The organism is Allobosea sp. NPDC055353, assembly GCF_053644975.1.
Genome location: NZ_JBSHMC010000001.1, coordinates 2288344 through 2312381 on the forward strand (window position 1 = coordinate 2288344; position 24038 = coordinate 2312381).

Below are 24038 nucleotides of genomic sequence, written 5' to 3' on the forward strand. Positions count from 1 at the left end.
CCGGCCCGCACCGGGCCGGGGCTGCTTTCGCTCATTCGGGCTGTATCGGCCGCGTCTGGCATGAAGCCGCATCGCGGTTCGATCGACATCCCTTCCTGTTCCTCTGCACCCCGCCCGTCTCGAAGGTGGGGGCTGACGAACACCGCATCCAGGGAGACGCATCGACCATGACGACGAAACGAGACCTGATCCTCGCAACCGCAGCCTTCGCGCTGCTGGCAGCCGCGCCGGCACTGGCGGAGACCTGGCCAGCCCGGCCGATCACCTTCATCGTGCCCTTCCCGGCCGGCGGCGGCACCGATGCCTTCGCACGGCCGCTCGCCGCCCAGCTCGACCAGCAGCTCAGCCAGCGCATCATCATCGAAAACCGTGGTGGCGCCGGCGGCACGGTCGGCGCATCGGCCGCCGCGAAGGCCAAGCCCGACGGCTACACCTTCTTTGTCGGCGCAGCCCATCATGCCATCGCGCCGGCGCTCTATCCGAAGCTCGACTACAGCATCCAGACCGATTTCGTCCCGATCGCGGTCATCGCCCAGCCGCCCCAGGTCATCGTCGTCCATCCCGGCAAGGTCCAGGCCAAGACGCTGGCCGAGCTGATCGACTTCGCCAGGAAGAACCCGGAGAAGCTGAACTTCGCCTCGGCCGGCAACGGCACGACGCATCATCTGGCCGGCGAGCTCTTCCAGATCTCGACCAAGACGAAGCTGACCCATGTGCCCTATCGCGGCGCCGGGCCCGCCCTCCAGGACACGATCGCGGGCCAGGTCGACCTGCTGTTCGACGGGCTCGGTTCCTCCGCCGCCCAGATCCAGAGCGGCACGCTGCGGGCGCTCGCGGTCGCCGCCCCCAGCCGCTCCGAAGCCGTGCCCGACGTGCCGACGGCAAAGGAGGCCGGCCTGGAAGGCTTCGAGGTCTCGACCTGGTACGCTCTCTGGGCGCCCAAGGGCACGCCTGCGGAGATCGTGACCAGGATGCGCGACGAGGTGGGCAAAGCCCTCAAGACACCCGCCATCGAGGCCACCTGGAAGAAGAGCGGCTCGCCGATGCCGACCCTCTCCGGCGACGATTTCGGCAAGTTCGTCACGGCCGAGGTCGACCGCTGGGGCAAGGTCGTCAAGGAGGCGCAGGTCAAGCTGGAGTGAGCCAGGCCGCTCCCAGCCCTTAGAGCGCTGGCTCGGTTTCGCCATCGATCACGGCGCGTGCCGTGGCGTAGTCGAAGCCGAGCCGAGCCAGGGCCGCGAGATCCTTCTGGCGGAATTCCGCGCGCCTCCCCTCCGCCCGCCAGGGACCGAGCCGGCGGCGCCTTGCCGCGATCCGCGCGGCGGCGCGTTCATCGCCGGCTTCGGCGGTAGCGACTTCGCCGACGAGCGCGCGCGGGACTCCCTTCGCGGCGAGCTTGGCCGCGACCGTGCGTTGCGAATGGCCCCTTCGACGCAATGTCGCCGCCCGCGCTTCGGCGAAACGGCGATCGTCGACGAGGCCGGCCGAGACGCAACGCGCCACGACATCGTCGAGAGCCTCCGCATGCGCAGCCGGATCTTCGCCATGGTGACGGCAACTCAGCGCGACCTTGCGGGCCAGCACCCTGCGCAACTGCGCCGCCGGAACCGAGTAGCGTTCGAGATAATGCATCGCCGCGCGCTGGAGATAACCAGCGCTTATGCGCCGCGGCACGCGGGCAGGGCGTGCCCCCTGCCCGCGCCTGTCCTGCTCATCCGTCACGCTAATCGGCCCCGGGCTTCTGCCGGCCGGCCTTGACGCCGGAGCGCTTCTCCTTCGAGGCGAGCCGGCGTTCCTTCGACGCCTTGGTCGGCTTCGTCGCGCGCCGGACCTGCGGGCGCACGGCGGCCGCCCGGATCAGCTCCAGCAGCCGCTCCAGCGCCTCCTCGCGATTGCGCTTCTGGCTGCGATGCGCCTGGGCGACGATGACGATCACGCCGTCCTGCGTCAGCCGGCTGCCGGCGAGCTTCATCAGCCGGATCGCGACATCGTTGGGCAGAGACGGCGAGCCGCGCGCGTCGAAGCGGATCTGCACCGCGCTCGACACCTTGTTGACGTGCTGGCCGCCCGGGCCCGAGGCGCGCACGAAACTTTCCTCGATCTCGCTCTCGTCGATCGCGATGGACGGGGTGGCTTGAATCATGGGAGGAGCGTAGCCGAATTCACGGAGACATGCAGCGTTGAAGCCCTCTCGCGACATTGCCGGCCTGATCGAGATCATGGCCGCGCTGCGCACGCCGGGAACCGGCTGCCCCTGGGATCTGGAGCAGGATTTCGCCTCTGTCTCCCCCTACACCGTCGAGGAGGCCTATGAGGTCGCCGATGCGATCGCCCGCGGCGACAGGCTCGACCTCAAGGACGAGCTCGGCGATCTGCTGCTTCAGGTCGCGTTCCATGCCCGCATGGCCGAGGAGGAGGGTTCCTTCGCCTTCCCCGACGTCGTCGAGGCGATCACGAGCAAGCTGATCCGCCGGCATCCGCATGTCTTCGGCGATGCGCGCGATCTTTCTCCCGCCGAGGTGAAAGTGCTCTGGCACCGGATCAAGGCCGAAGAGAAAGCCGCCAAGGCTGCGGCGCGCGAGGCCGCCGGCCTGCCGCCGCAGACCGAGGAGCGCGGCGTGCTGGCCGGCGTGCCCCATACCCTGCCCGCCCTCACCCGCGCCTGGAAATTGCAGGCCCGTGCTTCCACTGTCGGATTCGACTGGAACGATGCCCGCCTCGTCCTCGACAAGATCCGCGAGGAGACGGCCGAGATCGACGAAGCGCTCGCCGGCGGCGACAAGGCCGCGATCCATGAGGAGATCGGCGACCTGCTCTTCGTCGTCGCCAATCTCGCCCGCCATGTCGATGCCGACCCGGAAGGCTGCCTCGCCGCCGCCAACGCCAAGTTCGAACGCCGTTTCAAGGGCATCGAGCAGGCGCTGGAAGCCGAAGGGCGGACGGCGAAAGATGCCAGCCTCGACGAGATGGAGGCGCTTTGGCAGGCGGTGAAGAAGGCGGAAATGAGCGCCGGCTAGCTGCGGCAGACAGCTAGCTCTGCCGCTCAGCCTCGGGAAAACGCGCCGTGAACGCCCCTTCCCGCTCCAACGGCAGGCGCACGACGAGCTTCAGCCCACCATCCTCGCCATCCTCGCGTTGAAGGATTTCGCCATTGGCATGCAGCCAGGCAAGCGACTTGCCGTCTCCGGGCACGAGATCCAGCGTGTAGACCGGGCGGCTCGACGCGATCCGCGCTTCGATCGAACGGGTCAAGCGTTCGACGCCTTCCCCGGTCAGTGCCGAGACCAGGACCGGGCGCGATCCGTCCGGCCGCAGCGTCGCGATACCGAGCTGGCGCTCGCGTTCGGCGGGATCGAGCAGGTCGGCCTTGTTCCAGACCTCGATGACGCGCTGGCCATCGTCCGGGTTGATCCCGAGATCACGCAGGATCGACTGCACGTCGGCGGCCTGGGCCTGCGTGTCCTCATGGGCGACGTCGCGGACATGCAGCAGCACATCGGCCTCGATCGCGTCCTCCAGCGTGGCGCGGAAGGCCGCGACGAGCTGCGTTGGCAGGTCGGAGATGAAGCCGACCGTGTCGGAAAGCATGATCCGCGCCCCGTGCGGCAGCTTGATCGCGCGCGCCGTCGGGTCGAGCGTGGCGAACAGCATGTCCTGCGCCAGCACCTCGGCCGAGGTCAGCCGGTTGAACAGCGTCGACTTGCCGGCATTGGTGTAGCCGACGAGCGCAACGATCGGATAAGGCACGCGTTTCCGGCTGGCGCGATGCAGCGAGCGCGTGCGCTTCACGCTGTCGAGATCACGCTCGATCTTGGTCATCCGCTCCTGGATGATGCGCCGGTCGGCCTCGATCTGGGTTTCGCCGGGGCCGCCGAGGAAGCCGAAGCCGCCGCGCTGGCGTTCAAGGTGGGTCCAGGACCGCACCAGGCGGCTCTTCTGGTAGTTCAGATGCGCGAGCTCGACCTGGAGCGCGCCTTCCTTCGTGCGGGCACGCCTGCCGAAGATTTCGAGGATCAGCCCGGTCCGGTCGATGACCTTGCAGCCGAAGGCCTTCTCGAGATTGCGCTGCTGAACCGGCGACAGGGCGCAATCCATCACGACGAGGCTGATCTCCTCGATCTTGATGCGCTCGGCCAGTTCCTCGACCTTGCCCTTGCCGAGATAGGTCGCAGGTCGCAGCGCTGTCAGCAGCACCTGAACCGGCTCGACGACCGTCAGGTCGATGGCCGCCGCAAGGCCGACGGCCTCGTCCAGCCGCGCCGCGAAGGAACGCAGATTGGCATCGACCGCAACGCCACGCTTCTGCGAATAGGGGCCGACGACAAAGGCGCGCGTATTCGCCGCGATGTCGCGTTCGATCTCGTCGAGCGGCTTCGCGCCTGTGACCCGCGTGGCCGCCCGATCCTTGTCGTCCTTGTGGCTTGTCGCCAAATCAGTTCTTGTCCGTTTCCTCGGGCTCGAACAATTGCACCGGATGTCCGGGCATGATGGTCGAGATCGCATGCTTGTAGACGAGCTGCGAATGACCGTCGCGACGCAGCAGCACGCAGAAATTGTCGAACCAGGTGACGACGCCCTGCAGCTTGACGCCGTTGACGAGGAAGATCGTCAGCGGGATCTTCTGCTTGCGCACATGGTTGAGGAAAGTGTCCTGGAGGTTCTGTGCCCGCTCGGCGGCCATGGGTAGTCCCTGTTGTTGGGATCGCCGATCGGATTAAATCCAGCGATCCAGTTCGTTCCGTTTCAGGCCGGGGGCGCATTCCACCAGCGTCGGAACACCGATGCTCCATTAGATCGTCGTCTTCGCCCACAACGCAAGTGCAGCAATGTCGACTTTAGATGCATGCCGCCTGCGTGGCGTGCAACTGGGCATGCGTGACGCGCCTGACGGCACTTGTCCCGGGCATCACCTTTGTCATTCCGGGGCGGCCCGAAGGGTCGAACCCGGAACCCGCGACCGGGTGAGCGGCTGACCACCGGCTACCGAGTGTCTCACCCCGTCGTAGGTTCCGGGTTCTTCGCTCCGCGAAGCCCCGGAATGACAACGATGCGGCACCAAAAGGCTGGCATCGGGTGTCGACCCGACCTCAGCCGACGCCGAGCGACTTCAGTTTCCGGTGCAGCGCCGAACGCTCCATGCCGATGAACTCGGCGGTGCGCGAGATGTTGCCGGAGAAGCGCGCGATCTGCGCGATCAGGTATTCGCGCTCGAAGATCTCGCGCGCGTCGCGCAGCGGCAGGCTCATCAGGCGCTCGCCGCCTGAACCCGACGGCGTCGTCGGGACCATCGCACCGACCTCGGCCGGCAGCATCTCGATCGTCACCTCGGCCGTCGGATCGCCCTTGGTCAGGATCATCAGGCGTTCGACATTGTTGCGCAGCTCGCGGACGTTGCCCGGCCATTCGTGCGATTGCAGCACCGCCATCGCGTCGCTGCCGATCTGGCGCTTCGGCAATCCGCTCGCGATCGAGATCTGCTCCATGAAGAACTCGATCAGCTCCGGCACGTCCTCGCGCCGCTCCGACAGCGGCGGCACCTTGATCGGCACGACGCCGAGCCGGTGATAGAGATCCTCCCGGAAATGCCCGTCGGCGATGAGCTGTGCCAGGTCGCGGCTCGACGAGGAGATCACGCGGACATCGACATGCACCCGCGTCGCCCCGCCGACGCGCTGGAAGTTCTGGTCGACGAGCACGCGCAGGATGCGGTTCTGCGTCTCGCGCGGCATGTCGCCGATCTCGTCGATATAGAGCGAGCCGCCATGGGCCTCTTCGAGCGCGCCGATCCGCCGCGAGCGCCCGTCGCCGCCTTCGACGCCGAACAGCTCCTCCTCCATCGTCTCGGGCGTGATCGTCGCCGCGTTGATGACGACGAAGGGCCCGCTCGAACGGGTCGAGGCGTCGTGCAGCGTGCGCGCCGCCAGTTCCTTGCCGCAGCCCGGCTCGCCGGTGATCAGCACCCGCGCATTGGTCGGCGCGACGCGCTCGATCGTCTGGCGGAGCTGGTTGACCACCGTGGTGCGGCCGACGATGCGATCCGCCTGGACCGAGCGGGTCTTGAGCTCGCGCACCTCGCGGCGCAAACGCGATGCCTCCAGCGCGCGCTCGGCGACCAGCACCAGCCGGTCCGCCTTGAACGGCTTCTCGATGAAGTCGTAGGCGCCGCTCTTGATCGCCGAAACCGCCGTCTCGATGTTGCCGTGGCCGGAGATCATCACCACCGCGAGGTCGGGGTTGCTCTCCTTGATCAGCTCCAGAACCTGCAAGCCGTCGAGCCGGCTGCCCTGCAGCCAGATGTCGAGGAAGACCAGGTTCGGCCGGCGCGATGCGATCGCAGCCAGCGCCTCATCGGCGGAGCCCGCCTTGCGGGTCCGGTAGCCCTCGTCTTCCAGAAGGCCGGCGACCAGATCGCGGATATCGACTTCGTCGTCCACTACCAGGATGTCAGCGCTCATAGGCGTATCCCATTCCTTGTATCCGTGTTGCGCGAGCCGTTTTCCGGCTGGGCGGCCGCATCGCCGCCCTCTATGTCCTGCGCCGGGCCTGTTTCGGGGAACCAGAGGCGGATGCGCGCGCCCCGTGTACCGCTGGCGGCATCCGGCCGGTCGAGCAGTTCGATCCCGCCGCCATGGTCCTCCAGGATCTTGCCGACGATGGCGAGGCCCAGGCCGGTCCCGCCTTCCCGCGTCGTCATATAGGGTTCGAGCAGCTTCTGACGCTGGTCCGCCGGCAGGCCCTTGCCGTTGTCGATCACGTCGATGACGACCCGGCCATCGTCAAGGCGGGCCATCTGGACGTCGATACGCCCCTGCCCGCGCTCATCGGCCGGCACGGCCTCGATCGCCTCGGTCGCGTTCTTGATGACATTGGTCAGCGCCTGCGAGATCAGGCGCCGGTCGAAGCGCGCCGGCACGGCGTCCGGAGGCAGCGATTCGGCGATCGTCGTCTCGGGATTGCCGACGCGCCAGAGGAAGACGATCTGGCGGACGGTCTCGACGATGTCCTCATGGGCGAGCGACGGCTTCGGCATGCGGGCGAAGGAGGAGAACTCGTCGACCATGCGCCGGATATCCTCGACCTGCCGCACGATCGTGTCGGTGCACTGGTCGAAGACGTCCTTGCCCTCGACGATGACCCGCCCGAACCGGCGCTTGATGCGCTCGGCCGAGAGCTGGATCGGCGTCAGCGGATTCTTGATCTCATGCGCGATGCGGCGGGCGACGTCGGCCCAGGCGGCGGTGCGCTGCGCGGAGACGAGGTCGGTGATGTCGTCGAGCGTCACCACGAGCCCGGCTCCCATCCCCTCGCCTTCCCGTACGGCGCGGATATTCACCATCCGGTCCTGCCCGGCGCGCGTGAAGGCGACCTGGCCGGAGCTCTGGCGCTGGCGGTTCTGCAGCGCGTCCGCGACGAAGCCGGCCACCTCGGGCGCGATCTCGGCGATCGGCTTGCCGAGCAGGCGTCCGCCGGTCCCCAGCAGGGTCTCGGCCGAGCGGTTGATCGTGGTGACATGGCCGTCGCCATCGAGGCTGAGCACGCCGGAGGAAACGCCGGACAGGACCGTCTCGGTGAAGCGCCGGCGCCGGTCGATCACCTCGCTCGCCGTGACCAGGCTGTCGCGCTGGCGGCGCAGCTCCGCCGTCATCTTGTTGAAGGTCTCGCCAAGATGGGCAAGGTCGCCCTCGGATCGTCGGATCGGCACCTGGACGTAGAAATTGCCGCTCGACACCTGGTCGGTCGCATCGATCATCCGCCGGATCGGCGCGACGAGCCCGTTGGCGAAGCTCAGGCCCAGCCAGATCGCCGAGAGCAGCAGGATCAGCGCGATCAGCCCGTACATCGAGGCAAAGGCAATCTGGACGCCTTTCCGGCGCGCATCGATCGAGAGGTATTCGACGGCGGCCCCGCGTGCGACCGAGGGGAACTCGACCGCGAGCGGGTCGACCTCGCGCGCGACATGCAGGAAGCTGTTGTCATAGGCCGGCAGCTTCATCACGGCGCCGAAGACGGTGCCCGTCCGCGGTATCACGCAGATCGGCTCCGGCGCGGATTTCGCATCGTCGAAGGCGGCCTGGTCCGGCATCGGCGGGTCGCGCAGCACATTGATATTGGCCCGCACGATCACCTTGTCCGGCGGCTGCATCACCGCGGCGACAGGAAGGCCGAGCGCCGTCGCGCGGGACGTCAGAAAATTCTCGAACCATTTGCGATCGACGTCGAAGGCGGGCTTCGCCCGGCTCAGGTCGTCGGCCAGCACGCGGATCTCGCGCCCGAGCGAACGGCACTGGCTCGCGGCATAGGCGTCGGCGACCTCGACCGATTTGAAGATCGCATCGCGCATCCGGTCGGAGAACCACGGCTCCAGCCCGCGTTCGATCGTGACGGTGGCGATGATGGCGACGAGAACCGCTGGCAGGGCGGCGATGATGCTGAACAGGCCGACGATGCGCACATGCAGTCCCGCCGCCGCCGCGCCAGCCTTGCGGGCGCGGATCAGCACGGCGGCCTCGAAAGCGACGATGACGATCAGAACCAGGATCAGCAGGGCATTGAGCACGAAGACGCCGACCACGACCTCGTGCACCGGCGCGATCGGCGTCGCACCGGACAGCACGAGGAAGGTGAGCAGCGCCGAGATCAGCGCGAGCGCGACGACGATCCCGCCGACCCAGCCCGATACGCGGCGGGACTTCTCCTCGCCACGCGGCATCATTCTGGCTTCGTTGACAGAAGCGGACACGTTTCGCGACAACTCCGATAGGGGCAGGGATCGCAAACCGATCACGCCTGCGGGCGCCACTGATGCGCCGCCGCAACGGTGTTGTCAAAATATGACATTCACAAGGCGGTATCGCCCCGTTTCAGCGTGGCGAGCGCACCACCTGCATGTCGAGTTCGCGAATCTTCTTGCGCAGCGTGTTGCGATTGAGGCCGAGGAGCTCCGCGGCGCGGATCTGGTTGCCGCGCGTCGCGGCCAGCGCCGCGGCGATCAGGGGCGGCTCGATCTCGCGCAGGATGCGATGATACAGCCCCGGCGGCGGGATATTGTCGCCGAACCCACCGAAATACTGGCCGAGATGGCGTTCGACCGAGCCGGACAGCGTTTCCGTGCGCTCGGATGTCGTCGGGCTATTGGTAAATCCCGGCCCCACCGCTGCAGGCTGCAACTCGGCCTCGATGATCGGTGCGGTGATCGTCTCCTGCGGATAGAGCGCCGCCAGGCGCCGGACCAGGTTCTCCAGCTCGCGGACGTTTCCCGGCCAGCGATACTGCCGCATCACGTCCATCGCTTCCGAATCGACCTGCTTGCGCGGCAACCCCTCCTTCTCGACCAGCGTGAAGAAATGGCGGACGAGGTCGGGAATATCCTCGATGCGCTCGCGCAGCGGTGGCAACCGGATCGGCACGACGTTCAGCCGGAAGAACAGGTCCTCGCGGAACAGGCCCTGCGCGATCGAGATGCGCAGGTCCTTGTTGGTCGCCGCGACGATGCGGACATTGGTCCGGATCGGGGTGCGCCCGCCGACCGTGGTATATTCGCCCTGCTGGAGCACCCGCAGCAGACGGGTCTGCGCCTCCATCGGCATGTCGCCGATCTCGTCGAGGAAGAGCGTACCGCCCTCCGCCTGCTCGAAGCGCCCCGATGAGCGGGTGAGCGCCCCGGTAAAGGCGCCCTTCTCATGGCCGAAGAGCTCGGATTCGATCAGGTCCTTCGGGATCGCGGCCATGTTGATCGCGACGAAGGGGCCGTTCTTGCGCTTGCCGTAATCGTGCAGGGCGCGGGCCACCAATTCCTTGCCGGTGCCGGATTCGCCGTTGATCATCACGGTCAGGTCGATCGGCATCAGGCGTGCCAGCGCGCGATAGACATCCTGCATCGCCGGCGAGCGGCCGATCAGCGGGATGTCCTCGGGCTCGGTCGCATGCCCGCGGACCGCCTCGCCCCGCGGCCGCGACAGGGCGCGCCCGACGATGGCGACGAGTTCCTTCAGGTCGAAGGGCTTCGGCAGATATTCGTAGGCACCGCGCTCCGACGCCTTGATCGCCGTCATGAAGGTGTTCTGCGCGCTCATCACGATGATCGGGAGTTCGGGCCGCACCCGCTTGATGCGCGGCAGCAGGTCGAAGGCGTTCCCGTCCGGCATCACGACATCGGTGATGATGAGGTCGCCCAATCCCTGCGCGGCCCAGGTCCAGAGGGTCGCGGCCTGGCCGGTGGTCCTGACTTCATAGCCCGCCCGGGCGAGCGCCTGGTTGAGGACGGTGCGGATCGCGGCGTCGTCGTCGGCGACAAGGATATGACCGGTCGGCATGTGTTGCTTGAGGCCTTTACGTTGCCTGCCCCGACCTGAGCTGGTGCAGGGGCAGGAGGATCCTGAAATGCGTCCGGCGCGGAACGGACTCGCATTCGACGATTCCGCCGTGATCGCCGATCACCTTGGCGACAAGTGCAAGTCCAAGGCCACTTCCCTGGGCCTTGGTCGTGACGAAGGGATCGAACAGGTGTTGCACCAGGTCGGCAGGCACGCCCGGCCCGTTGTCGCGCACCCCGATTTCGAGCGGCAGCGCGATCCGCTCCGACGAGCCGGGAACCTGCAGGCGGATGCCCGGGCGGTAGGCCGTCGTCAGCGTGATCTCGCCGTCGATCGCATCTTCGCCGATGGCCTCGGCGGCATTCTTGACGAGATTGAGCAGGACCTGGACGAGCTGGTCGCGATTGCCGGCGACCGGCGGCAGCGAGGGATCGTAGGTCTCCGTGAAGCGGATATGCCGGGCAAAGCCGGAATGGGCGAGGCGCTTCACATGGTCGAGCACGTCATGGACGTTGACCGCGTCGCGCTCGCTCGGCCGCTCGTCGCCGAACAATTCGACGCGCTCGACTAGCTTCACGATCCGGTCGGTCTCGTCGCAGATGAGCTGCGTCAGCATCCGGTCGGAATCCGGGATCGAACCTTCGAGCAGTTGCGCGGCGCCCCGGATGCCCGAGAGCGGATTCTTGATCTCATGCGCCAGCATCGCACCGAGCGCGGTGATCGAGCGTGCTGCCCCGCGATGCGTCAATTGCCTGTCCATTTTTTCGGCAATTGTCCGTTCTTGCAGCATCAGCACGACCGCATCGCCCTGACTGGGCAAGGGAGAGGCAAAGACATCGACGATGTGATCGGTTCCGAGGCGCGGCGTGCCGAGATCGAGGCGGTATTCGCTGACGCTGGCACCGCGGCGCTGCACCTCCTCGATCACCCCCAGCACGGGCGAGCCGAAAGCGACGAGATCGTCGATGCGCTGGCGCTTGAGCAGAGCGGCGCTCGACTGGAAGAAATCCTCGGCCGCGGTATTCGCATACAGCACGGCATGGCCCTCCCCGATCACCAGAACCGGCATCGGCAGCACGTTCAGCGCCTGGATCTCGATCGGATCGAGCAGATAGGCGCTGCGGCCTCCAGGCCCGTTGTCGGTAAACATCGCCGTCATCGCCTCATCCCCTCGGCTCAAGCGGCTTCACGATTGCGGTCGGTCGAAAACAGCCCCGCCAGAGCCGCGAGGACCTGTTTGGGCTGATCCGAGGTCAGAAGGCTGCGGCGCAGCTCGGCATCGGGCTGGCAGCCATCGGCCACAGCCTCGTCCGCATAGGCGGCGAGATGCTTGCGGGCATGACGCACGCCATGCGCAACGCCGATCAAGGCAAGCAGTCCCTCGTAATGCTCGCAGGCCAGCGCCAGCTTCTCAGCCAGCGTCGGAGCCCGAAACGCGCGCCCGTCGAGCGCCGCGCCGATCTCGCCGACCAGCCAGGGCCGGCCGAGCGCGGCGCGCCCGACCATGACGAAATCGGCGCCGGACTGTTCGAGGCAGGCCCGCGCATCGGCGACATCGTGGATGTCGCCATTGGCTACCAGCGGGAAATCCCCGGCGGCGCGCACTGCCGCGATGGCCTGCCAATCCGCCGTGCCCTTGTAGAATTGCTGGCGCGTCCGGCCATGAACCGTGATCATCCGCGCACCGGCGGCGACAGCCCTGCGGGCGAGTTCGGGCGCGTTGCGGGAGGCGTCGTCCCAGCCCAGCCGCATCTTGACCGTCACCGGCACGCTGGTGGCAGCGACGGCCGCCTCGACCAGCGCGACGGCGTGATCGAGATCGCGCATCAGCGCAGAACCGGCCCAGCCGCCGGTCACCTTCTTGGCCGGGCAGCCCATGTTGATGTCGACGATATCGGCGCCATTGGCCTCGGCCAGCCTCGCCGCCTCCCCCATCCAGTAGGGATCGCAGCCGGCGAGCTGGACGACATGCGGCGACACGCCCTCGCCTTCGGCCCGGATGCGCGCTTCCTCGCTACCACGCACGAATTCGTCGGACGCAACCATCTCCGATACGACGACACCGGCATGGCTGCGGGCCGCGAGCCGGCGCATGACGATGTCGGTCACGCCGGACATCGGCGCCAGGAAGGCGCGGGACGCGATCGGGATACCTGCGATGTCCAAAGGGCCAGCCTGCTTTTAAGGCATTTCTCTGGATGCATATTTATTGGACAATGCTGCGGAAGCGCAAGCGCCTCAAGAGAAATGCTGCATTGCAACAGCGTCGCACCCCCTGCCCCATCGCAGCAGAATTGGTTATGCCATGCGCCCATGACCCGCTTGCAGCCAGAATCCAGCACCGTGCTCCGTCACTCCGATGCGCCCCAGCCCGTCGCCGCCCTGCTGGTCGCGGCCGGCCGCGGCCTGCGTGCCGGCGATGGCGAGCCGAAGCAGTATCGGCTGGTCGAGGGGCGGCCGGTCCTTGCCCATGCGCTGACGCCCTTCCTGGCGGAACCGGCGATCGAGCGCATCGCCATCGTCATTGGCGAGGGCGACGAGGCGCGTTACGCCAATGCCATGGCCGGCATCGACAGCTCTCGCCTCGCAGCCCCGACGCTCGGCGGCGCGACGCGCCAGGCCTCGGTGCGGCGCGGCCTGCTCGCGCTCTCCCGCGAGGGCTTCGATGGCATCGTGCTCGTCCATGATGCCGCCCGCCCCTTCGTCTCCCGCGCGCAGATCAGCGCCGCGATCCACCGGCTCGGCGCCGGCGCCATCGCCGCGATCCCGGCCCTGCCCGTGACCGATACGGTGAAGCGCACCAGCGCCGACGGCCATGTCGCCGAAACCCCGCCGCGCGACCAGCTCGTCACCGTCCAGACGCCGCAGGCCTTCCGCTTCAGGCCGCTCCTCGAAGCCCACGAAGCAGCAGAAGCGGCGCTGCTGCATGGCTTCACCGACGATGCCGCCCTGATGGAATGGGCCGGCCACCCGGTCGCGACCTTCCAGGGCGATCCGGCCAATGTGAAGCTGACCCATGCCGCGGATTTTCTGCGGGCCGCGGCGCACCCCGGCAAGACCCTCGTGACGCGGGTCGGCACCGGCTACGACGTTCATGCCTTCGGGCCCGGCGATCATGTCTGGCTCGGCGGCGTCCGGATCAGGCATGACCAGGGTGTCATCGCCCATTCCGATGGTGACGTCGCGCTCCATGCGCTGACCGATGCGCTGCTCGGCGCGCTTGCCGATGGCGATATCGGCACGCATTTCCCGCCAAGCGACCCGCAATGGCGCGGCGCGGCATCGGCCCAGTTCCTGGCTTTTGCGGCCACGCGGGTCCGCGAGCGCGGCGGGCGCATCGACTTCCTCGATCTCACCGTCGTCTGCGAGGCCCCGAAGATCGGCCCTCATCGCGAGGCCATCCGCGCCGAGATCGCGGCGATCGTCGGCCTCCCCCTCGGCAAGGTCGCGATCAAGGCGACGACTTCGGAACGCATGGGCTTCACCGGGCGGCGCGAGGGCCTCGTCGCGTTTGCGACGGCAACGATCCGCCTGCCCGAGGAGGACTAGCCATGTTCGATCTCAACACCCGCTCGCTCGCGGCCGAACTGCTGAACATGAGCCAAGAGCGCGGCTTCACCGTCGCCACGGTCGAATCCTGCACCGGCGGTCTCGTCGGCGGCGCGCTGACCGCCATCGCCGGCTCGTCCTCGATGGTCCAGGGCGGCCTGATCACCTATGCCAACGAGGCCAAGGCCGCACTCGCCGGCGTGCCGATCCTCCTGATCGAGCAGCACGGCGCCGTCAGCGAGCCGGTGGCCCGCGCCATGGCGGAGGGCGGACGCCAGCGCCTCGACGCGACTTTCGCGGTCTCGATCACCGGCGTCGCCGGCCCCGGCGGCGGCAGCGTCGAGAAGCCGGTCGGCCTGGTCCATTTCGCCTGCGCCGGTCCTTCCGGCACGCGCCACCGCGAGCGCCGTTTCGGCGAGCAGTCGCGCGACGAGATCCGCCGCCTCAGCGTGCTGGAAGCGCTCGACCTGCTCCGTGAGACGGTGCTGACCGGGCCCTGACCGCTCAGGCGCCGAGAACCGGCGCCGCACCGCGGCCATAGACCAGATCGGCCCGCCGCTCGAAGGCCTCGGCGAACTTGCGGAAGGCCTTGTCGAACATCGCGCCCATCAGCAGGCCGAGCATCCGGCTGGCGAATTCGTAGGAGATGAAGAACCCGATCTCGCAGCCCGCCTCATGCGGCTTGAAGGTCCAGCGGTTCTCCAGATAGCGGAACGGTCCGTCGACATATTCGACGAGGATCTTGAGATTGGTCGGATCGAGCGTGACGCGGCTGGTGAAGGTCTCGCGGATCGCCTTGTAGCCGACGCTCATATCCGCCAGCAGCACTTCGCCGCCGCCCTCGCGCGGCGTGCGCCGCCGCACGGTCAGCCCCTCGCAGAGCGGCAGGAACTGCGGATAGTTCTCGACATCCGCCACGAGCGCGAACATCTGCTCGGGCGAGTGCTTCACCCGGCGGGTGCTGTTGAACATCGGCATCGAGAACGGGCCTTCTCAGCCGCGGCTGTTGTGGCCGATACCGATCTGGGCATCGCGCGCTGCACGCAACTTGGCGAAATCCTCGCCCGCGTGATGCGAGGAACGGGTCAGCGGCGTCGAGGACACCATCAGGAAGCCCTTGGCATAGGCGATGGTCTCGAAGCTCTTGAATTCGTCGGGCGTGACGAAGCGGATCACGGCGTGGTGCTTGCGCGACGGTGCGAGATACTGGCCGATGGTCATGAAATCGACCTCGGCCGAGCGCAGGTCGTCCATCAGCTGCAGCACTTCGTTCCGCTCCTCGCCGAGGCCGACCATGATGCCGGACTTGGTGAAGATCGTCGGGTCGAGCTCCTTCACCCGCTGCAGCAGGCGCAGCGAATGGAAATAGCGCGCGCCCGGCCGCACCTTCAGGTACTTGCCCGGCACGGTTTCGAGATTGTGGTTGAAGACGTCGGGCTTGGCCGCCACGACCACTTCGAGCGCGCCGGGCTTGCGCAGGAAGTCGGGCGTCAGGATCTCGATCGTGGTGCCGGGCGAGGCCTTGCGGATCGCCTTGATCACCTGGGCGAAATGCTCGGCACCGCCATCCTTGAGGTCGTCGCGGTCGACCGAGGTGATCACGACATGCTCGAGCCCGAGCTTGGCGACGGCATCCGCGACCTTGCGCGGCTCTTCCAGATCGAGCGGCTGCGGCACGCCGGTCTTCACATTGCAGAAGGCGCAGGCCCGCGTGCAGGTGTCGCCCATGATCATGAAGGTGGCGTGCTTCTTCTCCCAGCACTCGCCGATATTGGGGCAGCCGGCCTCCTCGCAGACCGTGACCAGCTTCTCGGCCTTCACGATCGCCTTGGTCTCGGCCCATTTCGGCGAGCCCGGCGCCTTCACCCGGATCCAATCCGGCTTGCGCAGCACCGGGTTCTCCGGCCGCTTCTGCTTCTCGGGATGGCGGATTTCCGTGGCTTGCGCCTTCGGATTGCCAGCATTGGGCCGCGGATCGCGGTTCAGCAGGTCGAGAACAAGCGCCATAACAGGGTCCGGGCTTCAACAGCAGGAGCCAGCCAAAGCCGGCACCCTCTAGCTAATCCCCAAAGCGCCCTGCCGCAACTGCCGGCCCGGGCAAGAGAGCTTCACCTGCGACCGCGGGCCGCGTTCCAGATCACGATGACGATGATCGCGCCGGCTATCGCCGCGGTCAGAGTCCGCCAGAAGCCGAAGATCGGAACTTCCATGAGCTCCGCGACCTTGGCACCGACGAAGGAGCCGGCGACGCCGACCAGCATGTTGGTGAAGAGGCCGTGATCGGACGAGGTCAGACGCTCGGCGATCCAGCCGGCGAGCAGGCCGATCAGCAGCGTCATGAAGAAGCCATAGCCCGGCTGGGCCATGGTGGCGGCAAAGCTTTCCATCTCGGATGTTCCCCTAGCCATGCGCGGATGCGCGCCTACCAACGAGGCGTGCCGGCCGAAGTTCCGCGTCTATGCATGGCAGGTCAATCGCTTCCCGTCATTGCGAGGAGCGAAGCGACGAAGCAATCCAGGAGCGGCAGAGCTCTACGTCCCCTGGATTGCTTCGCTGCGCTCGCAATGACGGGGAGTTCACGCGATGAAACGCGCCAGCAGGATAATGAGGATGGCGCCGAGCACAGCCATGCCGGCATCGTCGAGGAAGCCGTAGCCGGTGTTCAGGCGCCAGCCGGTCAGGCGCACGATGCCCTGCCCCACGAGCATGCCGAGCACGCCGACGATCGCATGGCGGATCACGCCGCCACCGCCGACAATCAGGCTCGCCGCGAAGCCCGTGACGGTCCCGAAGGCCACGGTCGGCACGATGACGCTCCAGTCGAGCGGCAGGTTCCGACGCGGCGGCAGGATCTCGACCTCCTCCTCACGGACGACGCGATCGGGCTTGGCTGATTTACGAGTGCGTGGCGCCATCGGCGCAATATGGAGCGCGGGTGGGCGGACGCCAAGCGTCGGCGCACCAACCCTTGTCATTCCGGGGCTTCGCAGAGCGAAGAACCCGGAACCCACGACGGGGTGAGCCGGCTGCAACGAGGCACAAGATGTCCGACCCGGTCGTGGGTTCCGGGTTCGCGCCTGCGGCGCGCCCCGGAATGACAATCATGTGCGCAGAAGCGGCGCCCGAAGGGGAACCCTCAGGCGTTCAGGACCTTGCCATAGGCATCGAGCACGCTCTCCTTCATCACTTCCGACAGGGTCGGATGCGGGAAGATGGTGTGCATCAGCTCTTCCTCGGTCGTCTCCAGGTTCATGGCGACGACGAAGCCCTGGATCAGCTCGGTCACTTCCGGGCCGACGAGATGAGCGCCGAGCAGCTTGCCGGTCTTGGCGTCGAAGATCGTCTTGGCCAGGCCGCTATCCTCGCCAAGCGCCACGGCCTTGCCGTTGGCGACGAAGTTGAAGCGGCCGACCTTGATCTCGTGGCCGGCGGCCTTGGCCTTCGCCTCGGTCAAACCGACGCTGGCGATCTGCGGATGGCAATAGGTGCAGCCCGGGATCATCAGCTTGTCCATCGGATGCGGATGCAGGCCCTTGATCGCCTCGACGCAGATCACCGCCTCGTGCTCGGCCTTGTGCGCCAGCATCGGCGGGCCGGCGACGTCGCCGATCGCATAGACGCCCTTGACGTTGGTCCGGCAGAGATCGTCGATGACGATGCAGCCGCGATCGGTCTTCACGCCGAGCGTCTCGAGACCCAGGTTCTCGATATTGCCGACGACGCCGACGGCCGAGATCATGCGGTCCGCGGTGATCGTCTGCTTGCCGCCCTTCTCGTCCTCGATATGGGCGGTGACGGAATCGGCTGATTTCTCGACCTTCGTCACCTTGGCGCCGGTCAGGATCTTCATGCCCTGCTTCTCGAAGGCTTTTCGCGCGAAGGCGCCGATCTCGGCATCCTCGACGGGAACGACCTGCGGCAGCACCTCGACCACGGTGACCTCGACGCCCATCGTCCGGTAGAACGAGGCGAATTCGATGCCGATGGCGCCGGAGCCCATCACGAGCAGCGATTTCGGCATCTTGGCCGGAACCATCGACTCGAAATAGGTCCAGATCAGCTTGCCGTCCGGCTCGATGCCAGGCAGCGCGCGCGGCCGGGCGCCGGTCGCGACGATGATGTGCTCGGCGGTATAGGTGCCCTCGCCCTTGGCATTCTTCGGCGGCGGCGTCTGCGGCTGCATCGCCGGCTTCTTGGTCGGCGCGACGGTGATGGTGCCGGGCTTGGTCAGCTTGGCCTCGCCCCAGATCACGTCGACCTTGTTCTTCTTCATCAGGAACTGCACGCCGTTGTTCATCCGCGCGGCGATGCCGCGCGAGCGCTTCACGATCGCGTCCAGATCGGCCTTGAACGAGCCTTCCAGCACGAGCCCGTAATCCTTGGCGTGCTGGCCGTAATGCAGGATCTCGGCCGAGCGCAGCAGCGCCTTGGTCGGGATGCAGCCCCAGTTCGAGCAGATGCCGGCGAGATGCTCGCGCTCGACGATCGCGGTCTTGAAGCCGAGCTGCGCCGCCCGGATGGCGGCGATATAGCCGCCGGGGCCGGAGCCGATGACGATGATGTCGTAGTCAGCCATGGTGTCTCTCCCGCCGCTCAGACCAGCATCGCCATGGGCTTTTCGATATAGCCCTTGAACGCCGCGAGAAGCTCGGCGCCGAGCGCGCCGTCGACGGCACGGTGGTCGGTCGAGAGCGTCACCGACATCACCGTCGCAACCGCCGGCTGGCCGCCCTTGACGATGACGCGCTGCTCGCCGGCGCCGACCGCCAGGATCGTCGCATGCGGCGGATTGACGATCGCGGCGAAGTCCTTGACCCCGAACATGCCGAGATTGGAGACCGCCGTGGTGCCGCCCTGATACTCCTCGGGCTTCAGCTTGCGGGCCTTGGCGCGGGCCGCCATGTCCTTCATCTCGTTGGAGATCTGCGACAGGCTCTTGTGGCAGGCATCGCGGATGATCGGCGTGATCAGGCCGCCGGGGATCGAAACGGCGACGCCCACATCGGCATGCTTGTGCTTGAGCATGGTGTTGTCGGTCCAGGACACGTTGGCATCCGGGACGGCCCTGAGCGCCAGCGCCAGCGCCTTGATCACCATGTCGTTGACCGAGAGCTTGTAGGCCGGCTTGCCGTCCTTCTCCGGCGCCGCAGCGTTGAGCTCGCCGCGCAGCTTGAGCAGCGCGTCGAGCTCGCAATCGACGGTGACGTAGAAATGCGGAACCGTCTGCTTGGCCTCGGTCAGGCGGCGCGCGATGGTCTTGCGCATGCCGTCATGCGGGACCTCCTCGTAGGAGCCCGGCTCGAACAGCTTCTTGACCTGCTCGTCCGAGGGACCGCTCGCGAGCGGCGCACCGGCAGGCTTGGCGGCCGGAGCCGCAGCCGGAGCAGCCTTGGCACCACCGCCGGCCTTGGCAGCCTCGACATCCTTCTCGACGATGCGGCCATGCGGGCCGGAGCCCTTGATGGCCGAAAGGTCGAGCCCGGCATCCTTGGCGATGCGGCGGGCGAGCGGCGAAGCGAAGGCACGGCTGCCGTCGGACTTCGCCGGGGCGGATGTGGCGGGAGCTTCGGCAGCCTTGGCCGGCGCAGCCGCCGCCGGGGCGGCTTCAGCCTTCGCAGGTTCGACCTTGGGAGCTTCCGCCTTCGGCGCATCGCCCTTGGCGGGAGCCGACACGCTCTTGGCGTCCTCGCCCTCAGCCGCAATCACGCCGATCACCTCGTTGACCGCGACATCGGCCGTGCCTTCCGGCACCACGATCTTGGCGAGCACGCCCTCGTCGACCGCCTCGACCTCCATCGTGGCCTTGTCGGTCTCGATCTCGGCGATGATGTCGCCGGACTTGATCGTGTCGCCTTCCTTCTTCAACCACTTGGCAAGATTGCCCTTCTCCATCGTGGGAGAGAGCGCGGGCATCAGGATGTTGGTCGGCATCGGTCAGCCCCTCTCAGCGATAGCAGACGGCCTTGGCCGCCGCGACGACCTCGCCGATGTTCGGAAGCGCGAGCTTTTCGAGATTGGCCGCATAGGGCATCGGCACGTCCTTGCCGGTGACGCGGGCGACGGGGGCGTCGAGATAGTCGAAGGCCGCCTCCATGATCTTCATGCCGATCTCGGCGGTGACGCCGGACTGCGGGAAGCCCTCCTCGACCGCGACGCAGCGGTTGGTCTTCTGCACCGAGGCGATGACGGTCTCGATATCCATCGGGCGGATCGTCCTGAGGTCGATGACCTCGGCCTCGATGCCTTCCTTGGCCAGCGCTTCGGCAGCGCCGAGCGCATAGGTCATGCCGATGCCGAAGGAGACGATCGTCACGTCCGTGCCCGGACGCACCACCTTGGCCTTGCCGATCGGGATCAGGAAATCGTCGCCCTTCGGCACGTCGAAGGACTTGCCGTACATGATCTCGTTTTCGAGGAAGATCACCGGGTTCGGATCGCGGATCGCGCTCTTCAGCAGGCCCTTCGCGTCGGAGGCGCTGTAGGGCATCACGACCTTGAGGCCCGGCACGTTCGAGTACCACGCCGCATAGTCATGGCTGTGCTGGGCGCCGACGCGGGCAGCCGCGCCGTTCGGGCCGCGGAACACGATCGGGCAGCCCATCTGGCCGCCGGACATGTAGAGCGTCTTGGCGGCGGAGTTGATGAGATGGTCGATCGCCTGCATGGCGAAGTTGAAGGTCATGAACTCGACGATCGGCTTCAGGCCGGAGAGCGCCGCGCCGACGCCGATGCCGGCGAAGCCATGCTCGGTGATCGGCGTGTCGATGACGCGCTTGGCGCCGAATTCCTGCAGCAGGCCCTGCGTCACCTTGTAGGCGCCCTGGTACTCGGCGACCTCCTCGCCCATGACGAAGACGTCCTTGTCGCGGCGCATCTCCTCGGCCATCGCGTCGCGCAAGGCTTCGCGGACCGTGGTGCTGACGATCTCGGCGCCGGCCGGGAATTCCGACGAGGAATCATAGGCCTTCGCCTGGGCGGGAACGCTGTCCGGCTTGCTGGCGGCGGGCACGTCCTCGCTCTTGGCTTCCGCCGGCTTGGCTTCGGCTTTCGGCTCGGCCTTGGCTTCAGGCGCAGCAGCCTTGCCACCACCGCTGGCCGCAGCCGCAACATCCTCGCCCTCGGCTGCAATGACGCCGATCGGCGTGTTCACGGCGACGTTCTCGGTGCCGTCCGCGACGAGGATCTTGGCGAGCACACCCTCGTCGACGGCTTCGACCTCCATGGTCGCCTTGTCGGTCTCGATCTCGGCGATGATATCGCCGGACTTGACCTGATCGCCCTCTTTCTTCAGCCACTTGGCCAGTTTTCCTTCCTCCATGGTGGGGGAAAGGGCAGGCATGAGAATGTCGATCGGCATGAACGCACCCGGATTCTAAGACGCGGGGAAAAGGATGAAGGCCGGCAACGCGGGGCGATCAGCCCCGCGGGGCTTCCAGCAGGATGTCGGTGTAGAGCTCCGACGGATCCGGCTCGGGATCGTGGGTCGCGAACTCGGCCGCATCGTTGACGATCTCGCGCACCTTGGCGTCGATCGCCTTGAGCTCGTCCTCGGCGATCTTAAAGTCGCGGACCAGGCGCGCGCGAACCTGCTCGATCGGATCGTGCTCCTCGCGCATGCGCTGGACCTCGTCCTTGGAGCGGTACTTCGCCGGATCGGACATCGAATGGCCGCGATAGCGATAGGTCTGCATCTCCAGGATATACGGCCCCTTGCCGGAACGGGCGTGCTCGACGGCGCGAAGGCCGGCCTCGCGCACGGCGCGGACATCCATGCCGTCGACCTGCTCGCCGGGAATGTTGAAGGAGAGACCGCGGCGGGAGAAATCGGTCTGGGCCGAGGCGCGATTGACCGAGGTGCCCATGGCGTAGCGGTTGTTCTCGATGACGAACACGACCGGCAGCTTCCAGAGCTCGGCCATGTTGAAGCTCTCGTAGACCTGCCCCTGGTTGGCCGCGCCGTCGCCGAAATAGGTCATCGAGACCGTGTTGTCGCCGCGATACCAGTCGGCGAAGGCAAGCCCCGTCCCGAGCGAGACCTGCCCGCCGACGATGCCATGGCCGCCATAGAAATTCTTCTCGCGGCTGAACATGTGCATCGAGCCGCCCTTGCCGCGCGAATAGCCGCCGCGCCGGCCGGTCAGCTCCGCCATCACGCCGCGCGATTCCATGCCGCAGGCCAGCATATGGCCGTGGTCGCGATAGCCGGTGATGACCTGGTCGCCATCCTTGGAGGCCATCTGCATGCCGATGACGACGGCTTCTTGGCCGATATAGAGGTGGCAGAAGCCGCCGATCAGGCCCATGCCGTACATCTGGCCAGCCTTCTCCTCGAAGCGCCGGATCAGCAGCATCTCGCGATAGGCGTGGAGGTCTTCTTCCTTGGTGAAGGTCGGTGTGTTGCTGAGGCTTCCCCCGACCTTGCCGGCGCTTTCCTTGCCCGCACGGGCCTTTGCCGGCTTTGCAGCGGCTTTGGGTTGAGCGGGAGCTTTCGACTTACGCGCAGCAACAGCCATAGGCGGTCCTCCAAGGTCATCCGACTATTGTTGTAGAGGATCGGAAAAACCTTGGCGAGGACGCTATCTCGCAATGCAGCATGGCTCAACCCATTGAAAAACATGGGTTGATACGTTTTAACTGGAATTGAGTTAATCGATACGTCTGCGACTAAGCGGCGGAGGTATTTTGCCTCAGCGGCCCATGATGACGACGTCGTTCTTATGGGTCCGGCCGAGGATCTCGCGGGCGTTCTCTTCCAGGAGATCACGATCGACGGCATCGTTGCGGACCAGAGCGAGCCTCTGCTCCCAGGACTTGCGCTCGGCCGTGAGGGTGGCGAGTTCGCCCTCCATGTCGCGCAGCGACTCCCGGATCGCGCCGCGCGCCTCTAAGCCGCGCGCGCCGTGCTGGGCGTGGAACATGAAATAGGCCACAGCCGCCCCCGAGACCAGGTAGAGGGCCAATGTCACGAAGATAGACCGGAGTCCGCGGCGAATAACCATGGCTGGAACGCTAGGCCGACTTGGTTTCCGCCGGGTTAACGCGGGCATCCGGAACCGGACGAACCCCACCGCAAAATCGTATGATCTGCACGGAACGAGTTGACCGGCGCCATTCGGCTCCGTATTCACCGCGCCGGTGAGGGCGGGTAGCTCAGTGGTAGAGCACGTGACTTTTAATCATGTGGTCGTGGGTTCGATCCCCACCCCGCTCACCACGGCCGGATAGCTGCCGCGCAGCGCCGCCCCTGCAGATTCGCATCTTTCAGCCAAGCCGCCGGGTTGCGCCGCCACCCCTGTATGGGCGCGCCGGCCGGCTCGCCGGCGCCGGCAGCAGATAGGCGCCGCCGCCCGCCCCGAGCGCCGGCCAACCCGGATCGGCATAGGCGTTGAGCTCCCAGCAGCGCAGGTGCTCGCGCTCCGCATCGGTCGTGGCATCCGAGCAGGCCGAGACCTGCGAGCGCTGCCAGAATGCGGATGCCGGCCCGCAGGCCGCCGCGAACATCGCCGCCGAGAGGCCGGCCGGAATCAGAAACCCACGCATCGCCTGCCCTTCCGGCGCCTTGCATCGAACTCGGGAACGCTCATGATGCCGGCTACGGCCTTGCCGAAGGCTTAATCGGAAAGGCATCCCGCTGCCGATGAGCGGCGGCCATGCGGCTGCAACGAGCGGAACCGGCTTGACCGGCCCGCGTTCGGATCGGCATCGGCAGACGTTCGATCGTCATGGAAGCGTGGCATCGCCCCGCTTTGCTGCCCAGGAGAACACGACCGTGAAGCTGCCCATCGCGATCCACACCGAAGAAGACTACGACCGAGCCCAGCAGCGGGTGGAAGAGCTGAATGCGATGCCTGATGGCGCGGAAAAGGAGCGGGAGCTGCACGCCCTCGCGGAGGCCATGCTGGCCTTCGAACTCCGCCGTGACGACGCCGACGACGACTGACGGGCGCACAATCCCAATTTCAGGAATCGTTGCTCGCATTGAGTTCCTCTGGGCGCAGACCCTCGTCCGGCGGCGTCGAGCGCTCCGGACTGGCCGCCCAGGCAGCAAGGATTTCCGCGATCACATCGGCACGCGAGCGGCCTTGCCGGTGAAGCTCGACATGGCGATCGAGCGCCGCGAGCGTGCGCTCGTCGACAGACAGCGTGACAGGGAGTGTCGGCATCGGAACACCTCGC

25 protein-coding genes and 1 tRNA gene are annotated in these 24038 nt (G+C 66.8%); 6 read left to right on the forward strand and 20 right to left on the reverse strand.

Annotated elements, in window-relative coordinates; all coding sequences use genetic code 11:
- Window positions 1-167 precede the first annotated feature (167 nt).
- Window positions 168-1142, forward strand: a complete 975-nt coding sequence (locus tag ACWIEX_RS10570; protein ID WP_454032993.1) for a Bug family tripartite tricarboxylate transporter substrate binding protein — start codon at window positions 168-170, stop codon at window positions 1140-1142.
- 19 nt (window positions 1143-1161) lie between these two features.
- Here the strand turns inward: ACWIEX_RS10570 and ACWIEX_RS10575 are convergent, their stop codons facing one another.
- A complete protein-coding gene (locus tag ACWIEX_RS10575) occupies window positions 1162-1722 on the reverse strand; it encodes a regulatory protein RecX (protein ID WP_454032994.1) in 561 nt (186 codons plus the stop codon).
- 1 nt (window position 1723) lies between these two features.
- Entirely contained in the window at window positions 1724-2143 is a 420-nt protein-coding gene (gene arfB, locus ACWIEX_RS10580; protein WP_454032995.1) for an alternative ribosome rescue aminoacyl-tRNA hydrolase ArfB, read from the reverse strand.
- Between the two features lie 37 nt (window positions 2144-2180).
- Between arfB and mazG the strand changes: the two genes are divergently transcribed.
- Window positions 2181-3017 carry a nucleoside triphosphate pyrophosphohydrolase gene (gene mazG / locus ACWIEX_RS10585; RefSeq protein ID WP_454032996.1) on the forward strand — a complete coding sequence of 279 codons (837 nt, stop codon included), beginning with the start codon at window positions 2181-2183 and terminating at the stop codon, window positions 3015-3017.
- Window positions 3018-3030: 13 nt separating this feature from the next.
- Here the strand turns inward: mazG and hflX are convergent, their stop codons facing one another.
- From hflX to dusB, 7 genes are all read right to left on the reverse strand, one after another.
- Window positions 3031-4431, reverse strand: a complete 1401-nt coding sequence (gene hflX, locus ACWIEX_RS10590) for a GTPase HflX (RefSeq protein ID WP_454032997.1) — start codon at window positions 4429-4431, stop codon at window positions 3031-3033.
- A 1-nt stretch (window position 4432) separates the two neighbouring features.
- Window positions 4433-4681, reverse strand: coding sequence for an RNA chaperone Hfq (gene hfq, locus ACWIEX_RS10595; protein ID WP_038365847.1), 249 nt, complete (start codon window positions 4679-4681; stop codon window positions 4433-4435).
- A 406-nt stretch (window positions 4682-5087) separates the two neighbouring features.
- Window positions 5088-6455, reverse strand: a complete 1368-nt coding sequence (gene ntrX / locus ACWIEX_RS10600; protein WP_454032998.1) for a nitrogen assimilation response regulator NtrX — start codon at window positions 6453-6455, stop codon at window positions 5088-5090.
- On the reverse strand, window positions 6452-8740 hold the full coding sequence (locus ACWIEX_RS10605; RefSeq protein WP_454032999.1) for a sensor histidine kinase NtrY-like: 2289 nt from the start codon (window positions 8738-8740) through the stop codon (window positions 6452-6454). The genes ntrX and ACWIEX_RS10605 overlap by 4 nt, the downstream gene beginning before the upstream one ends.
- 121 nt (window positions 8741-8861) lie before the next feature.
- Entirely contained in the window at window positions 8862-10313 is a 1452-nt protein-coding gene (ntrC, locus tag ACWIEX_RS10610) for a nitrogen regulation protein NR(I) (RefSeq protein ID WP_454033000.1), read from the reverse strand.
- A gap of 16 nt (window positions 10314-10329) precedes the next feature.
- Window positions 10330-11463, reverse strand: a complete 1134-nt coding sequence (locus ACWIEX_RS10615) for a two-component system sensor histidine kinase NtrB (protein WP_454033494.1) — start codon at window positions 11461-11463, stop codon at window positions 10330-10332.
- Window positions 11464-11489: 26 nt separating this feature from the next.
- Window positions 11490-12479, reverse strand: coding sequence for a tRNA dihydrouridine synthase DusB (gene dusB / locus ACWIEX_RS10620; protein WP_454033001.1), 990 nt, complete (start codon window positions 12477-12479; stop codon window positions 11490-11492).
- A gap of 147 nt (window positions 12480-12626) precedes the next feature.
- On the opposite strand from dusB, the gene ACWIEX_RS10625 reads away from it, so the two are divergent.
- Window positions 12627-13862, forward strand: a complete 1236-nt coding sequence (locus ACWIEX_RS10625) for a bifunctional 2-C-methyl-D-erythritol 4-phosphate cytidylyltransferase/2-C-methyl-D-erythritol 2,4-cyclodiphosphate synthase (protein ID WP_454033002.1) — start codon at window positions 12627-12629, stop codon at window positions 13860-13862.
- Window positions 13863-13864: 2 nt separating this feature from the next.
- Entirely contained in the window at window positions 13865-14362 is a 498-nt protein-coding gene (locus ACWIEX_RS10630) for a CinA family protein (protein WP_454033003.1), read from the forward strand.
- Window positions 14363-14366: 4 nt separating this feature from the next.
- Here ACWIEX_RS10630 and ACWIEX_RS10635 read toward each other — a convergent pair whose 3' ends face one another.
- The 9 genes from ACWIEX_RS10635 to ACWIEX_RS10675 all read right to left on the reverse strand — a co-directional run bounded on the left by ACWIEX_RS10635 (window position 14367) and on the right by ACWIEX_RS10675 (window position 22828).
- Entirely contained in the window at window positions 14367-14840 is a 474-nt protein-coding gene (locus ACWIEX_RS10635) for a type II toxin-antitoxin system RatA family toxin (RefSeq protein ID WP_454033004.1), read from the reverse strand.
- A 15-nt stretch (window positions 14841-14855) separates the two neighbouring features.
- On the reverse strand, window positions 14856-15869 hold the full coding sequence (gene lipA / locus ACWIEX_RS10640; protein WP_454033005.1) for a lipoyl synthase: 1014 nt from the start codon (window positions 15867-15869) through the stop codon (window positions 14856-14858).
- Window positions 15870-15970: 101 nt separating this feature from the next.
- The gene (locus ACWIEX_RS10645) at window positions 15971-16249 is read right to left on the reverse strand and encodes a GlsB/YeaQ/YmgE family stress response membrane protein (RefSeq protein WP_454033006.1); all 279 of its coding nucleotides are present in this window, start codon (window positions 16247-16249) and stop codon (window positions 15971-15973) included.
- 189 nt (window positions 16250-16438) lie between these two features.
- Complete coding sequence (locus ACWIEX_RS10650) at window positions 16439-16837, reverse strand: GlsB/YeaQ/YmgE family stress response membrane protein (protein ID WP_454033007.1); 399 nt, start codon at window positions 16835-16837, stop codon at window positions 16439-16441.
- A gap of 161 nt (window positions 16838-16998) precedes the next feature.
- A complete protein-coding gene (gene lpdA, locus ACWIEX_RS10655; protein ID WP_454033008.1) occupies window positions 16999-18438 on the reverse strand; it encodes a dihydrolipoyl dehydrogenase in 1440 nt (479 codons plus the stop codon).
- A 17-nt stretch (window positions 18439-18455) separates the two neighbouring features.
- Window positions 18456-19793 carry a pyruvate dehydrogenase complex dihydrolipoamide acetyltransferase gene (locus tag ACWIEX_RS10660; protein WP_454033009.1) on the reverse strand — a complete coding sequence of 446 codons (1338 nt, stop codon included), beginning with the start codon at window positions 19791-19793 and terminating at the stop codon, window positions 18456-18458.
- A 13-nt stretch (window positions 19794-19806) separates the two neighbouring features.
- Entirely contained in the window at window positions 19807-21219 is a 1413-nt protein-coding gene (locus ACWIEX_RS10665) for a pyruvate dehydrogenase complex E1 component subunit beta (RefSeq protein ID WP_454033010.1), read from the reverse strand.
- Between the two features lie 58 nt (window positions 21220-21277).
- The gene (gene pdhA, locus ACWIEX_RS10670; RefSeq protein WP_454033011.1) at window positions 21278-22375 is read right to left on the reverse strand and encodes a pyruvate dehydrogenase (acetyl-transferring) E1 component subunit alpha; all 1098 of its coding nucleotides are present in this window, start codon (window positions 22373-22375) and stop codon (window positions 21278-21280) included.
- Window positions 22376-22549: 174 nt separating this feature from the next.
- Window positions 22550-22828 (reverse strand): FtsB family cell division protein, encoded by a 279-nt coding sequence (locus tag ACWIEX_RS10675; protein ID WP_454033012.1) that lies wholly within the window; start codon window positions 22826-22828, stop codon window positions 22550-22552.
- Window positions 22829-23001: 173 nt separating this feature from the next.
- Between ACWIEX_RS10675 and ACWIEX_RS10680 the strand changes: the two genes are divergently transcribed.
- Window positions 23002-23076: transfer RNA gene (locus ACWIEX_RS10680), tRNA-Lys, on the forward strand.
- Between the two features lie 47 nt (window positions 23077-23123).
- Here the strand turns inward: ACWIEX_RS10680 and ACWIEX_RS10685 are convergent.
- A complete protein-coding gene (locus ACWIEX_RS10685) occupies window positions 23124-23402 on the reverse strand; it encodes a hypothetical protein (protein ID WP_454033013.1) in 279 nt (92 codons plus the stop codon).
- Between the two features lie 229 nt (window positions 23403-23631).
- Between ACWIEX_RS10685 and ACWIEX_RS10690 the strand changes: the two genes are divergently transcribed.
- Window positions 23632-23802, forward strand: a complete 171-nt coding sequence (locus ACWIEX_RS10690) for a hypothetical protein (RefSeq protein WP_454033014.1) — start codon at window positions 23632-23634, stop codon at window positions 23800-23802.
- Between the two features lie 19 nt (window positions 23803-23821).
- Here ACWIEX_RS10690 and ACWIEX_RS10695 read toward each other — a convergent pair whose 3' ends face one another.
- Complete coding sequence (locus tag ACWIEX_RS10695) at window positions 23822-24025, reverse strand: hypothetical protein (protein WP_454033015.1); 204 nt, start codon at window positions 24023-24025, stop codon at window positions 23822-23824.
- Between the last annotated feature and the right edge of the window lie 13 nt (window positions 24026-24038).

What these genes read in the sequence shown, in the direction of transcription:
- ACWIEX_RS10570 (WP_454032993.1), top strand. Translation starts at nt 168, where the DNA reads ATGACGACGAAACGAGACCTGATCCTCGCAACCGCAGCCTTCGCGCTG.
- arfB (WP_454032995.1), bottom strand. Translation starts at nt 2,143, where the DNA reads ATGATTCAAGCCACCCCGTCCATCGCGATCGACGAGAGCGAGATCGAG.
- hfq (WP_038365847.1), bottom strand. Translation starts at nt 4,681, where the DNA reads ATGGCCGCCGAGCGGGCACAGAACCTCCAGGACACTTTCCTCAACCAT.
- ntrX (WP_454032998.1), bottom strand. Translation starts at nt 6,455, where the DNA reads ATGAGCGCTGACATCCTGGTAGTGGACGACGAAGTCGATATCCGCGAT.
- ntrC (WP_454033000.1), bottom strand. Translation starts at nt 10,313, where the DNA reads ATGCCGACCGGTCATATCCTTGTCGCCGACGACGACGCCGCGATCCGC.
- ACWIEX_RS10615 (WP_454033494.1), bottom strand. Translation starts at nt 11,463, where the DNA reads ATGTTTACCGACAACGGGCCTGGAGGCCGCAGCGCCTATCTGCTCGAT.
- ACWIEX_RS10625 (WP_454033002.1), top strand. Translation starts at nt 12,627, where the DNA reads ATGACCCGCTTGCAGCCAGAATCCAGCACCGTGCTCCGTCACTCCGAT.
- ACWIEX_RS10630 (WP_454033003.1), top strand. Translation starts at nt 13,865, where the DNA reads ATGTTCGATCTCAACACCCGCTCGCTCGCGGCCGAACTGCTGAACATG.
- ACWIEX_RS10635 (WP_454033004.1), bottom strand. Translation starts at nt 14,840, where the DNA reads ATGCCGATGTTCAACAGCACCCGCCGGGTGAAGCACTCGCCCGAGCAG.
- lipA (WP_454033005.1), bottom strand. Translation starts at nt 15,869, where the DNA reads ATGGCGCTTGTTCTCGACCTGCTGAACCGCGATCCGCGGCCCAATGCT.
- ACWIEX_RS10645 (WP_454033006.1), bottom strand. Translation starts at nt 16,249, where the DNA reads ATGGAAAGCTTTGCCGCCACCATGGCCCAGCCGGGCTATGGCTTCTTC.
- ACWIEX_RS10650 (WP_454033007.1), bottom strand. Translation starts at nt 16,837, where the DNA reads ATGACAAGGGTTGGTGCGCCGACGCTTGGCGTCCGCCCACCCGCGCTC.
- lpdA (WP_454033008.1), bottom strand. Translation starts at nt 18,438, where the DNA reads ATGGCTGACTACGACATCATCGTCATCGGCTCCGGCCCCGGCGGCTAT.
- ACWIEX_RS10660 (WP_454033009.1), bottom strand. Translation starts at nt 19,793, where the DNA reads ATGCCGACCAACATCCTGATGCCCGCGCTCTCTCCCACGATGGAGAAG.
- ACWIEX_RS10665 (WP_454033010.1), bottom strand. Translation starts at nt 21,219, where the DNA reads ATGCCGATCGACATTCTCATGCCTGCCCTTTCCCCCACCATGGAGGAA.
- pdhA (WP_454033011.1), bottom strand. Translation starts at nt 22,375, where the DNA reads ATGGCTGTTGCTGCGCGTAAGTCGAAAGCTCCCGCTCAACCCAAAGCC.
- ACWIEX_RS10685 (WP_454033013.1), bottom strand. Translation starts at nt 23,402, where the DNA reads ATGCGTGGGTTTCTGATTCCGGCCGGCCTCTCGGCGGCGATGTTCGCG.
- ACWIEX_RS10695 (WP_454033015.1), bottom strand. Translation starts at nt 24,025, where the DNA reads ATGCCGACACTCCCTGTCACGCTGTCTGTCGACGAGCGCACGCTCGCG.